This is a genomic window from Mesorhizobium sp. 113-1-2, from assembly GCF_016756475.1.
Classification (GTDB): domain Bacteria; phylum Pseudomonadota; class Alphaproteobacteria; order Rhizobiales; family Rhizobiaceae; genus Mesorhizobium; species Mesorhizobium loti_C.
The window spans coordinates 5,737,244-5,749,190 of record NZ_AP023242.1 but is presented as its reverse complement, the minus strand read 5'-3'; the positions used below and the strand labels follow the sequence as shown (position 1 = coordinate 5,749,190).

Below are 11,947 nucleotides of genomic sequence, written 5' to 3'. Positions count from 1 at the left end.
GCGCGGCGGCCGTCAAAGCGTCGCAGGATGCTTGTGTTGGCAGGGCAGGGCTCTGTCGTTATTGGAAGAACCATGCTGTTCTGGGTCATAGCCGCGATACTGACGCTCGGCGCGAGCCTGGCGGTGCTGCTGCCGCTGGCCGCAGGAGCCAAGGGTGCGTCGTCGAGCGGCGATCACGACCTGGAAGTCTATCGCGATCAATTGTCCGAGCTTGACCGTGACGCTGCGCGCGGCCTGATCCAGCCGGCGGAAGCGGCCGAGGCGCGCGCGGAGATCGCGCGCCGCATCCTTCGCCTCGACAACGCGGATTCTACGGGCAAGGCATCGACCAGGCAGGTCTCGGTCACCGCGCGGCTTGTCGCGACCGTGGCCGTGCTGGCGGTGCCGCTGGTGAGCTGGGGCCTTTACAGCCAGATCGGCTCACCTGACCTGCCATCGCAGCCGCTCAGCGAACGTCTGGCCAAGAACCCGGCCGACAGTTCGGTCGACGAATTGGTGGCGCGGGCCGAGGCCCATCTTGCCGCCAACCCTTCCGACGGCAGGGGATGGGACGTGCTGGCTCCGGTCTATCTGCGCATGCAGCGCTTTTCCGACGCTGTGACCGCCTATCGCAACGCCATCCGCCTCGATGGCGACAGCGCTGTTCGCCAGGCCGGCCTCGGCGAGGCGATCGCCGGCGCGGCGGGCGGTATTGTCTCGGCCGATGCCCAGGAGGCCTTCGAGGCGGCGCTGAAGCTCGATCCGGCCAACGCGAAAGCCAGCTTCTATCTGGCCATGGGCTTGGCGCAGGAGGGACGCAACAAGGAAGCGGTCATGGCCTGGCAGGCGATGCTGGGCACTTTGCCGCCGGGTTCGCCATGGCGCGGCGCCGTCGAACAGGCACTGGCCAAATCCGCCAGCCCCGAAGTCGCATCCGGCGCGGCCGCGAAAGGTCCCGATGCCGCGGATGTCGACGCCGCGTCCTCTATGTCGCCGCAGGATCGCGAAGCCATGATCAACACAATGGTCGCCGGCCTCGACGAAAAACTGCGGCAAAATCCGCGTGACCCGGAAGGATGGATGCGGCTCGTTCGTTCCTATGTCGTGCTGGGCAAGGCCGATCAGGCGCGCGAGGCGCTGGGTCGCGCCATCGCCGTCTTTGGCGCCGGCAGTGACGAAGCCAAGAAATTCACCGCCTTTGCCGCCTCGCTCGGCCTGACGGTGACGGAGTAGAACTGGACATGACGCGCAAGCAGAAACGGTTGTCGGTGATTGTCGGTGGACTGGCTTTCCTAGGCGCCGCCACCGGGCTGACCTTCTACGCGCTTGGCCAGAAGGCGTCCTATTTCTACATGCCTGCCGACCTCACCACGGCAAGCGTCCAGCCCGGCCAGCGTATCAGGCTCGGCGGGCTGGTCGAAAAAGGCACGATCCAGCGCGGACAGGGCGCGACGGTCGCCTTTTCGGTCACCGACACGCACAAATCGGTCAAGGTCACCTATACCGGCATCCTGCCCGACCTCTTTCGCGAGGAGCAGGGCGTCATCACCGAGGGCAGTTTCGGCCCGGACGGCGTCTTTGTTGCCGACAGCGTGCTGGCCAAGCATGATGAGCGCTATATGCCCAAGGAAGTGGCCGACGGGCTGAAGGCCAAGGGCGTCTGGCAGGAGAGCAAAAGTGAGTGAGGGGCATGGTTGAGACCGGACATTTCGCGCTGGTCCTGGCGTTCGCGCTTTCGCTGGTGCAGATGATCGTGCCGCTGTTCGGCGCGCGGCTGAACAACCAGCGCCTGATGGCTGTCGGCGGTCCCGTCGCGATAACCGGCTTTGCGTTGACGGCGCTGTCCTTCGCAGCACTGGCGACTGCCTACGCCAACTCCGACTTCTCCGTGGCGAGCGTCTGGGAAAACTCGCATTCGCTGCAGCCGATGATCTACAAGATCACCGGAACCTGGGGCAATCACGAAGGCTCGATGCTGCTCTGGGTGCTGATCCTGACCTTTTTCGGCGCGCTGGTCGCTGCTTTCGGCTCCAATTTGCCGGCGACGCTGCGCGCCAATGTGCTGGCCGTGCAGGGGGCCATCGGCGCTGCCTTCTTCCTGTTCATCCTGGCGACGTCCAACCCCTTCATCCGACTCAATCCGGCGCCGATCGAGGGCCGCGACCTCAACCCGGTCCTGCAGGATCTCGGCCTCGCCATTCATCCGCCGCTGCTCTATCTCGGCTATGTCGGCTTCTCGATCTGCTTTTCCTTCTCGGTAGCCGCCTTGATCGAGGGGCGCATCGACGCCTCCTGGGCGCGCTGGGTGCGGCCATGGACGCTGGTCGCCTGGATGTTTCTGACCGGCGGCATCGCCATGGGCTCTTACTGGGCCTATTACGAGCTCGGCTGGGGCGGTTTCTGGTTCTGGGATCCGGTCGAGAACGCCTCCTTCATGCCGTGGCTGGCGGGCACCGCGTTGCTGCATTCGGCCATCGTCATGGAAAAGCGCTCGGCGCTGAAGATCTGGACGCTGCTGCTCGCCATCCTCACCTTTTCGCTGTCGCTGCTCGGTACCTTCCTGGTGCGCTCGGGCGTGCTCACCTCGGTGCATGCCTTTGCCACCGATCCGGCGCGCGGCGTCTTCATCCTGTGCATCCTGACGCTGTTCATCGGCGGCTCGCTGGCGCTGTTTGCGCTGCGCGCCTCGCGGTTGACAGCCGGCGGCTTGTTCCACCCGATCTCGCGTGAAGGCGCGCTCGTCCTCAACAATCTGTTTCTGACCACGGCGACCGCCACCGTGCTCGTCGGCACGCTCTATCCGCTGGCGTTGGAGGCGCTCACCGGCGGCAAGATCTCGGTCGGGGCGCCGTTCTTCGACCTGACCTTCGGCCCCTTGATGCTGCCGCTTCTGGTCCTCGTGCCGTTCGGCCCGCTGCTGGCCTGGAAGCGCGGTGACATCATTGCCGCATCACAGCGCCTGATGGCGGCCTTCGCGGTGGCGCTGGCGGCAATGTTGGTCACCGGCCTCTTTATCGACGGCGCGTCGGTGTTCGCCGCTCTCGGCATCGGCCTGGCTGTCTGGCTGGTCGCCGGCGCGCTCACCGACCTTGCCGTGAAGTCAGGCGTCGGATCGGTTGCACCGGCCGTCATGGTCAGGCGCTTCGCCGGCCTGCCGCGCTCCGTCTTCGGCACGGCATTGGCTCATCTCGGCCTCGGCCTGACCTTGCTCGGCATCGTCGCCACGCTCTCCTTCGGCACCGAGAAGATCCTCACCATGCGCGCCGGCGAGACGGTGGAATTATCAGGCCATACGCTGCGTTTCGTTGGGCTTTATCCGGCGCAGGGGCCAAACTACAGCGAGGACCGTGGCCGCTTCGAACTGATCGGCGTCGGCGGCAGTGCCGTCGGCGAAATCAGTTCCGCCAAGCGTTTCTTTCCGGTGCGGCAGACGACGACGACGGAGTCCGGCATCAAGACCCTCGGTCTTTCCCAGCTCTACATCTCGCTTGGCGACGAAGCTAAGGACGGCTCGGTCGTGGTGCGCCTCTGGTGGAAGCCGCTGGTGACGCTGATCTGGGGCGGCGGCCTGGTGATGATGGCGGGCGCTGCCATGTCGCTGATGGACAGGCGCCTGCGTGTCGGCGCACCCTCGCGCCGGCGCAAGCAGGCGAGCGCCGCGGCGCCCGCGGTCCTGCCATGAAGGCAAGGTTCTCCGCCGCGTTGCTCGTCCTGATGCTGGCGCTCGGCTTTGCCGGCACCGCGCTGGCGGTGAAGCCTGACGAGATGCTGGCCGATCCGGCGCTCGAGGCAAGGGCGCGGGCGCTGTCGGAAGGCCTGCGCTGCATGGTCTGCCAGAACCAGTCGATCGACGAATCCGATGCCGATCTTGCCCGCGACCTGCGCATCCTGGTGCGCCAGCGCCTGGTCGCCGGCGATACCGACCAGCAGGTCATGGACTATGTCGTTTCCCGCTACGGCGAATTCGTGCTGCTGAAGCCGCGCTTCGACCTGCGCAACGCACTGCTTTGGGGCACGCCGGCGATCCTGCTTTTTGCCGGCGCCATCTTCATTGTGCTTAGCGCGCGGTCGCGTCGCCCGGTATCGACCGCGCTTTCGTCCGACGAGCAGGCGGAACTGGACAAGATGCTGAGAGACTAATTCGGCCATTCCTCCGGCGGCCAGTCCCGCGACGTGTGGATGACACGCAGGATGACAACGCTTTCGCGGCTGCCGATCGGCCGCAACGCATAGGCAATGACGTAAGGCAGGCGGCCGAGGGGCTTCTCATACGTGCCTGTTACCCGACCGGGCCGGCCCGTCGCCATGTCGCCAAGGTTCCGGCCCGCGTCACGAATGCGATCCGCGAGGTGTCTGGCAGCGGAGGGATTGTCTTGCGCAATGAAGGCGACTTGCCGCTTAATATCGTCCAGTGCGTCCCGCGACCAGGTGACGAACCGCTTCACCTATTGCCTCTGCGATTGGCTTCCACGCCTTCGATAACGGCATCGATTTCCGCCATGGCATCGTCGTGGGGCACGACACGGCCAGCCGACGCATCGGCCATGCCGCGTTTGATGCCTTCGATGATCTCCAGTTCGCGGTCGACATAGGCAGAGACCGCCTCGGCTGCGAGGAAGGATTTGCTGCGACGGGTATCGGCGGCGATCCTTTCAAGCTTCAGCTTGGTTTCGGACGAGACGCGAATTGTCATGGTGGTGCTGGTCGTCATGGTGAAAGCCTTGTGCTGAGTTGTGTACAACATAGGCCAGCAAACGAACGCCAACAAGGATTTGTGCATCCTCGTTGCCGATACATTACCAAAGTTTCATGTGTCGGAAATGGCGCTGTAATGTGCGCCTCTCTAATTCTCTCTCCTCGAGGATGCCGATCAAGCTGCGTCCGTCTGAAAGAGGATAAGAGACCCATGAATATTGCCCCCAATTCATATTCCCGCACCCGCAAGCGTCTTCTGGCCGCCGCCGCTTCCGTCGCCGTCGCCGGCGCGATCGGCGTTGGCGCGCTGACCAGCGGAACCAGCCCTGTTCTGGCCGATGCCGTGCGTGTCGAGGCGCCACAGGTGCAAGGCTTCGCCGATGTCGTCGAACGCGTTTCGCCGGCCGTGGTCAGCGTCAAGGTGAAGGCAAAGATCCAGCCGACCGCCGATGATGGCTCCGATGACCAGGACGGCTTCGACAATCTTCCCAACAATCCGCAACTGCGCCGCTTCTTCAAGGAGTTCCGTGGCTTTGGCGACCAGAACGGTCAGAATGACGACGGTCATCGCCGCTTCGGTCACCGCGACCGCAGCAACAACGACCAGCCGCGCCCGGTGGCGCAGGGTTCCGGCTTCTTCATTTCCGAGGACGGCTACCTCGTCACCAACAATCACGTAGTCGAGGAAGGCACCGCTTTCACCGTAGTGACCAGTGACGGCAAGGAACTCGACGCCAAGCTTGTCGGCACCGATCCGCGCACCGACCTCGCCGTGCTCAAGGTCGATGGCGGTGGCAAGTTCACCTATGTCGATTTCGCCGACGATTCCAAGGTTCGCGTCGGCGACTGGGTCGTGGCCGTCGGCAACCCGTTCGGTCTCGGCGGCACCGTCACTGCCGGTATCGTCTCGGCGCGTGGCCGCGACATCGGCGCCGGCCCCTATGACGATTTCCTCCAGATCGACGCCTCGGTCAACCGCGGCAATTCGGGCGGCCCGACCTTCAACCTCAACGGCCAGGTGGTCGGCATCAACACGGCGATCTTCTCGCCCTCGGGCGGCAGTGTCGGTATAGCCTTCGACATTCCTGCCTCGACCGCCAAGCAGGTCGTCGAGGACCTGATGAAGAGCGGTGCGGTGCAGCGCGGCTGGCTCGGCGTCGAAATTCAGCCGGTCACCTCGGACATCGCCGAATCGCTCGGTCTGAAGTCCAACAATGGCGCGTTGGTGTCGAGCGCCCAGGATGATGGCCCCGGTAAAAAGGCCGGCATTACGGCTGGCGACGTCATCACCCAGGTCGAGGGCAAGGATGTCGCTTCGCCGAAGGAACTCGCCCGCCTGATCGGCGCCTATTCACCGGGGAAGTCGGTCGACGTCACGGTCTGGCGCGATGGCAAGAGCCAGACGATCAAGGTCGATCTCGGCAAGTTGCCGGCCAGCGACAAGCAGGCCTCGATCGATCAGCAGCAGCAGCCCGCTGCTCCGGCCAAGCCCGACACGCTGGCCGATCTCGGCCTCACCGTCACCAAGTCCGAAAACGGCAAGGGTCTTGTGGTGACCGATGTCGATCCCGACAGCGCTGCCGCTGACCGCGGCATCCAGCCGGGCGACATCATCACTGCGGTCAATTCGAACGAGGTGAGCGGCACCGACGACGTCACCAAGGCAATGACCGACGCAGTGAAGGCCGGCCGCAAGGCGGTGCTGATGCAGATCACTCGTGACAACAACAACCGTTTCGTCGCGCTGCCCGTCGCCAAGGGCTGACAACGACTTTTCCGGTGCTGCGGTTTCAAACACCCCCGAGCCGCCGCATGGGAAAGCATGGAGCCGGGTACGTTAGTCAGTCATCGTGCTCTCCTCCAGCGGCAGCGGGCCTCCCATCGCCCGCTGCCGCACATTTTGAAAGCCGCCCAAAAACACTTCCTCGGGCTGGGCCGAGAGGATGTGGTGATTGCAGGATCATGCCCCGAAACAGGCCCCGAAACAGGCTTGTCGGGGATGAAGACAACCAGAGAACAAGATTTTATCGCGCGCGATCTCGATCATCTTGATCGCGACGCGCTTTGGCAAAGGCTAAAATGCAGATGCCGGCTACTCAACCTCCCAGCGAAATCGCGTATAACGGCCCAATGAAGATTCTCGTCATAGAAGACGATCGGGAGGCTGCCGATTATCTGCAGAAAGCCTTTGCCGAGGCCGGTCATACCGCGCATGTCGCCGGTGACGGCGAAACCGGTTTCGCGCTTGCCGACGCCGGCGACTATGACGTGATGGTCATCGACCGGATGATGCCGCGCCGCGACGGCCTGTCGGTCATTGCCGGCCTTCGCTCCCGCGGCAACACCACGCCGGTGCTGATCCTGTCGGCGCTGGGCGAGGTCGATGACCGGGTTACCGGCCTGCGCGCCGGCGGCGACGATTATCTGACCAAGCCCTATGCGTTTTCCGAGCTTCTGGCCCGCGTCGAGGTGTTGAACCGCCGCGCCAGCGCCAAGGAGGCCGAAACCGTCTACCGGGTTGGCGACCTTGAACTTGACAGGCTGTCGCACTCGGTTCGACGGGCGGCGCGCGAGATCACGCTGCAGCCGCGCGAATTCCGCTTGCTCGAATATCTGATGCGCCACGCCGGCCAGGTCGTGACGCGCACCATGCTGCTCGAAAATGTCTGGGACTATCATTTCGACCCGCAGACCAATGTCATCGACGTCCACGTCTCGCGGTTGCGCGGCAAGATCGAAAAGGGCTTCGACAAGCCGATCCTGCATACGGTTCGCGGCGCCGGCTACATGCTGAAGGGCGGCTAGGCGACAGCATGGCTCTTTCCGTGCCGGCCATCATGAGGACGACGGCAGCGCGGCTTTCGGCGCTCTACCTTCTGCTCTTCGCGCTCTGCGCCGTGCTGCTTGTCTTCTACATGACCTCGCTATCGGCGCGCATGCTGACAGCGCAGACACAGGAGACCATCAACGACGAAGTGCTCGGCCTCGCCCGTGCCTATCAGCGCGGCGGCCTGCCGGTACTGGTGCGCGTGGTCGAAAACCGCTCCCGCCAGCCTGGCGCCAACCTCTATTTGATCGCCGACGCCAACGGCCAGATCCTTACCGGCAACGTGCAGAGCCTGGAACCGGGGGTGATCGACACGGAGGGTTGGACGACCGAGCCGTTCTCCTACAAGCGCTTCGGCGAAGGCGAGCTTGACCGCCTGCGCAGCGGAACGTCCGACCAGACGACAGCTCCCGCAACTGGTGACAACGCGACACCGCAGGCCGAAGGCGAGAAGGGGCACAACGCCATTGCGCTGGTGCTGCGACTGCCCAATCAGATGATCATGCTGGTCGGCCGCGATCTTGGTGAACCAGAGCGCTTCCGCGCCGTCATCCGCCGTGCGCTGATGCTGGCGCTTGGCATGATGGGCCTGGGCGGCATCTTGATCTGGTTCTTTGTCGGCCGTGCCGCGCTGAAGCGCATCGACAGCGTGTCGGAGGCCAGCCGCCGCATCATGGGCGGCGATCTATCGGGCCGGCTGCCTGTGACTGGCGCCGGCGACGAATTCGACCGGCTTTCGGAAAACCTCAATTCGATGCTGGCCAGGATCGCCACGCTCAACGAAGGCCTTAAGCAGGTTTCCGACAACATCGCGCATGACCTGAAGACTCCGCTGACCCGGCTGCGCAACCGCGCCGAAGCGACACTTTCCGGCAAGCACAAGCCCGCCGACTACCGCCAGGCGCTCGAAGGCACCATCGCCGAGTCCGACCAGCTGATAAGGACCTTCAACGCGATCCTGATGATCTCCCGGCTGGAGGCCGGATATTCGTCCGAACACACCAACCGGGTCGATCTGGCGGCGGCGGTGCGTGATGTCGCCGAGCTCTACGAGCCGGTGGCGGAAGAGGCCGGCGTTTTGCTCGAAGCCGAGGTGAATGGTGCTTTTCTCGTTGACGGCAACCGCGAGCTGATCGGCCAGGCGCTGTCCAACATCGTCGACAATGCGATCAAATATTCGACGGACTCCACGTCCAAGCCGGCGGTTCGTGTCACACTCGAGCGGACCCATGGCGAGATCAGGCTTTGCGTCGCCGACAACGGCCTGGGCATTCCGGACGATGCCGATCGCGCGCGCGCAACCGAACGTTTCGTTCGGCTGGAGAAGAGCCGTTCGCAGCCCGGCTCCGGCCTTGGCCTCAGCCTCGCTAAGGCGGTCATGACTTTCCACTATGGGCGGCTTGATCTTCTGCCTGGCAATCCGGGATTATCCGTGGTCATGAGTTTCCCCGCACGGGAGGATCATTGATGGCTGCGGTTGCGAAACGGACGGTCACGGACTGGCTGCTGAAACCAATGGCCGGGCTTGCTCCGCTCGACAAAGACCGGGCGCGGCAAGAACTGGCCGAAATCACTGCTGTGGCACGCGAAGAAGGGCTGGCGCGGCTGGTCAAATTCCTGGCCGACAAGGGGGAGGGCCAGGATTTCCTGGCCGCCGCCTTCAACCTCTCGCCCTTCCTGCGCGATACGGCACGGCGCCGGCCTGGGATTCTGGACGCCCTTTTCGATCAGCCGATCGAAGTGCGCCTGACAGCGATCACCGCCGCCATCGAGTACGCGCCTCTTGCTGAGGCGGTTTCCGAATCCAGCCTGATGATGGAGCTGCGCCAGTGCAAGGCAGAGGCGCATTTCCTGATCGCGCTGGCCGATCTCGCCGGTGAGGCGGAAACATCACTGACGGTGCGGCGGTTGAGCGATCTTGCCGATGCCTGCACCCGCGCGGCTGTCGACTTCCTGCTGCGCGACGCGCATGGCCAGGGCAAGCTCAAACTGGCCGATCTCGACAATCCGTCGCGGCAGTCAGGCTGGATCCTGCTAGGCATGGGCAAGCTCGGCGCTCATGAGCTGAATTTCTCCTCCGACATCGATCTGGTCGTCTTCTTCGATCCGGAAGCGCCTGCCGTGGTCGATCCGCTCGACGCCACGGAGCTGTTTTCGCGGCTGACGCGACGGCTGGTGCGCATTCTCCATGACCGCACCGAGCACGGCTATGTCTTCCGCACCGATCTGCGGCTGCGCCCCGATCCCGGTTCGACCCCGCTGGCGATCCCCGTCGAAGCGGCGCTGCGTTACTACGAAGCACGTGGCCAGAACTGGGAACGTGCGGCGATGATCAAGGCGCGTCCCGTGGCCGGCGACCTGGCCGCGGGCGCTGCCTTTCTCAAGGAGTTGCAGCCCTACATCTGGCGCAAATACATGGACTACGCGGCGATTGCCGACGTCCATTCGATCAAGCGCCAGATCCACGCTCACAAGGGCCATGGCGAGATCGCTGTGAAGGGCCACAACGTCAAGCTCGGCCGCGGCGGCATCCGCGAGATCGAGTTCTTCGTCCAGACCCAGCAGCTCATCGCCGGCGGCCGTTTTCCGGAACTGCGCGGTCGCGAAACCGTGCCGATGCTCGGCCAGCTCGCCGCGCGCGGCTGGATCACCGCCGATGCGCGTGACGCGCTTGCCCGCCAGTACTGGTTCCTGCGCCGCGTCGAGCATGCCGTCCAGATGGTAGCCGACGAGCAGACGCATACGTTGCCGGAAGACGATGAAGGGCTGGAACGGATCGCCCGCATGCTGGGTTTTGCCGATGCGGCCGCATTTTCCCAGGCATTCCGCGCCTCGCTGCAGCAGGTCGAGCGCCACTATGCGGCGCTGTTTGAAACCGCTCCGGAGCTTTCGGCTGGGATCGGCAATCTGGTCTTCACTGGCGATGTCGATGATCCCGACACGCTGCGGACCTTGCTCGGTCTCGGCTTCCAGCGGCCGAGCGACATCTGCCGCGTTATTCGCGGCTGGCATTTCGGCCGCTATCGCGTCACCCGGTCGGCGGAGGCGCGCGAGCGGCTGACGGAATTGACGCCGGCGTTGCTGCGCTCTTTCGGCCAGACGCGCCGGGCGGACGAAGCTTTGATCCGCTTCGACGAGTTCCTTGCCGGTCTGCCGGCCGGCATCCAGCTGTTTTCGCTGCTGCAGTCAAACCCGGCGCTGCTCAAGCTGATGGCGACGATCATGGGCGCGGCACCCCGGCTGGCGGCGATCATCACGCGTCGGCCGCATGTCTTCGACGGCCTTCTCGACCCCGCCCTTCTCACCGAACTGCCTGACCGCGCCTATCTCTCGGCACGGCTTTCTGCCTTCCTCGAAGGCGACCGGGCCTATGAGGAGGTGCTGGACCGGCTGCGTATCTTTGCCTCGGAACAAAAATTCCTGATCGGCGTGCGGCTGCTTGCCGGCTCGATCGATCCGTCTCGCGCCGGCCGCGCCTTTTCCGACCTCGCCGATCTCACCATCGAGGCGGCGTTGCAGGCGGTGTCCGCCGAATTCGCGGCGCGCCACGGCACGGTCGCCGGCGGCGTGGTTTCGCTGCTCGGCATGGGCAAGCTCGGCAGCCGCGAATTGACAGCTGGATCGGATGTCGACCTCATCCTGCTCTACGATCATAACGCGGACGCCGAGGACTCAGACGGCGACAAGCCGCTGGCGCCCTCCCACTATTACACGCGTATGACGCAGCGGCTGATCTCGGCCGTGTCGGCGCCGACGGCGGAAGGGGTGCTCTACGAACTCGATCTGCGGCTGCGGCCGTCCGGCAACAAGGGCCCGGTGGCGACCCACATCGATGCCTTCAAGAAATACCAGCGTCAGGAGGCCTGGACCTGGGAGCACATGGCGCTGGCGCGGGCGCGCGCCATTGGCGGCGACACCGGCCTGTGCGCCGAGGTCGAGGCGGAAGTTGCCGCGGTGCTTGGCCAGCCGCGCGACGCGGCAAAGGTAAAGGCCGAGGCCTTGGACATGCGGGCCATGATCGAGAAGGAAAAGCCTGCGCGTGACCTCTGGGACATCAAGCTGATCCCCGGCGGGCTGATAGACCTCGAATTCATCGCCCAGGTGGCTGTCATCACCGGGCAGGTCGAGGCCGGGCCGCGTGCCACCGGTACGGCAGAGATCCTGTCGCGCCTGGCAGCCAGCTTCGCCGATGCCGGGGTCAGGCAGGACCTTGGCGATGCCTATACGCTCTATCTGGCGCTGACCCAGATGACGCGGCTCTGCCTCACCGGCCCGTTCGAACGCGACGACGTGCCACCGGGGCTTTCCGATTTGCTTCTGGCGGTTACCGACCTGCCGGATTTCGGTGTGCTGGAAGCACACCTCAAGGAGACGTCGCAAAAGGTCAGGAAGGATTTTGATCTTTTGCTTCGTGCTGGATGACCGTGAAACGGTTGTCCGGCCGCA

10 protein-coding genes are annotated in these 11,947 nt (G+C 64.5%); 8 read left to right on the top strand and 2 right to left on the bottom strand.

The features are described from left to right. The first annotated feature begins 72 nt into the window (after nt 1-72). From ccmI to JN279_RS28115, 4 genes are read left to right on the top strand one after another with little or no spacing between them, the layout of a single operon-like run. Complete coding sequence (gene ccmI / locus JN279_RS28130) at nt 73-1,212, top strand: c-type cytochrome biogenesis protein CcmI (protein WP_202350795.1); 1,140 nt, start codon at nt 73-75, stop codon at nt 1,210-1,212. Between the two features lie 8 nt (nt 1,213-1,220). After that, complete coding sequence (gene ccmE / locus JN279_RS28125) at nt 1,221-1,664, top strand: cytochrome c maturation protein CcmE (protein WP_010915048.1); 444 nt, start codon at nt 1,221-1,223, stop codon at nt 1,662-1,664. Nucleotides 1,665-1,669: 5 nt separating this feature from the next. Continuing rightward, on the top strand, nt 1,670-3,661 hold the full coding sequence (locus JN279_RS28120; protein ID WP_202350794.1) for a heme lyase CcmF/NrfE family subunit: 1,992 nt from the start codon (nt 1,670-1,672) through the stop codon (nt 3,659-3,661). Next, nucleotides 3,658-4,119, top strand: a complete 462-nt coding sequence (locus tag JN279_RS28115; protein WP_202350793.1) for a cytochrome c-type biogenesis protein — start codon at nt 3,658-3,660, stop codon at nt 4,117-4,119. Before JN279_RS28120 ends, JN279_RS28115 begins: the two co-directional genes overlap by 4 nt. Here the strand turns inward: JN279_RS28115 and JN279_RS28110 are convergent. Together JN279_RS28110 and JN279_RS28105 are read right to left on the bottom strand one after the other, a co-directional pair. After that, on the bottom strand, nt 4,116-4,424 hold the full coding sequence (locus tag JN279_RS28110) for a type II toxin-antitoxin system RelE/ParE family toxin (RefSeq protein ID WP_202350792.1): 309 nt from the start codon (nt 4,422-4,424) through the stop codon (nt 4,116-4,118). The two genes, JN279_RS28115 and JN279_RS28110, sit on opposite strands and share 4 nt — an antisense overlap. After that, nucleotides 4,421-4,690, bottom strand: a complete 270-nt coding sequence (locus JN279_RS28105) for a CopG family ribbon-helix-helix protein (RefSeq protein ID WP_096459034.1) — start codon at nt 4,688-4,690, stop codon at nt 4,421-4,423. The genes JN279_RS28110 and JN279_RS28105 overlap by 4 nt, the downstream gene beginning before the upstream one ends. A 195-nt stretch (nt 4,691-4,885) precedes the next feature. Between JN279_RS28105 and JN279_RS28100 the strand changes: the two genes are divergently transcribed. From JN279_RS28100 to JN279_RS28085, 4 genes are all read left to right on the top strand, one after another. Next, nucleotides 4,886-6,439, top strand: a complete 1,554-nt coding sequence (locus tag JN279_RS28100) for a Do family serine endopeptidase (protein WP_096456249.1) — start codon at nt 4,886-4,888, stop codon at nt 6,437-6,439. 365 nt (nt 6,440-6,804) lie between these two features. Beyond that, the gene (locus JN279_RS28095) at nt 6,805-7,479 is read left to right on the top strand and encodes a response regulator transcription factor (protein ID WP_027041628.1); all 675 of its coding nucleotides are present in this window, start codon (nt 6,805-6,807) and stop codon (nt 7,477-7,479) included. 8 nt (nt 7,480-7,487) lie between these two features. Continuing rightward, nucleotides 7,488-8,969, top strand: coding sequence for a sensor histidine kinase (locus JN279_RS28090; protein WP_096456253.1), 1,482 nt, complete (start codon nt 7,488-7,490; stop codon nt 8,967-8,969). Beyond that, nucleotides 8,969-11,923 carry a bifunctional [glutamine synthetase] adenylyltransferase/[glutamine synthetase]-adenylyl-L-tyrosine phosphorylase gene (locus JN279_RS28085; protein WP_202350791.1) on the top strand — a complete coding sequence of 985 codons (2,955 nt, stop codon included), beginning with the start codon at nt 8,969-8,971 and terminating at the stop codon, nt 11,921-11,923. The genes JN279_RS28090 and JN279_RS28085 overlap by 1 nt, the downstream gene beginning before the upstream one ends. Nucleotides 11,924-11,947 lie beyond the last annotated feature (24 nt).

Coding starts and splice junctions, on each gene's coding strand:
- JN279_RS28100 (WP_096456249.1), top strand. CDS start 4,886: ATGAATATTGCCCCCAATTCATATTCCCGCACCCGCAAGCGTCTTCTG.
- ccmE (WP_010915048.1), top strand. CDS start 1,221: ATGACGCGCAAGCAGAAACGGTTGTCGGTGATTGTCGGTGGACTGGCT.
- JN279_RS28120 (WP_202350794.1), top strand. CDS start 1,670: ATGGTTGAGACCGGACATTTCGCGCTGGTCCTGGCGTTCGCGCTTTCG.
- JN279_RS28105 (WP_096459034.1), bottom strand. CDS start 4,690: ATGACGACCAGCACCACCATGACAATTCGCGTCTCGTCCGAAACCAAG.
- JN279_RS28115 (WP_202350793.1), top strand. CDS start 3,658: ATGAAGGCAAGGTTCTCCGCCGCGTTGCTCGTCCTGATGCTGGCGCTC.
- ccmI (WP_202350795.1), top strand. CDS start 73: ATGCTGTTCTGGGTCATAGCCGCGATACTGACGCTCGGCGCGAGCCTG.
- JN279_RS28090 (WP_096456253.1), top strand. CDS start 7,488: ATGGCTCTTTCCGTGCCGGCCATCATGAGGACGACGGCAGCGCGGCTT.
- JN279_RS28095 (WP_027041628.1), top strand. CDS start 6,805: ATGAAGATTCTCGTCATAGAAGACGATCGGGAGGCTGCCGATTATCTG.
- JN279_RS28085 (WP_202350791.1), top strand. CDS start 8,969: ATGGCTGCGGTTGCGAAACGGACGGTCACGGACTGGCTGCTGAAACCA.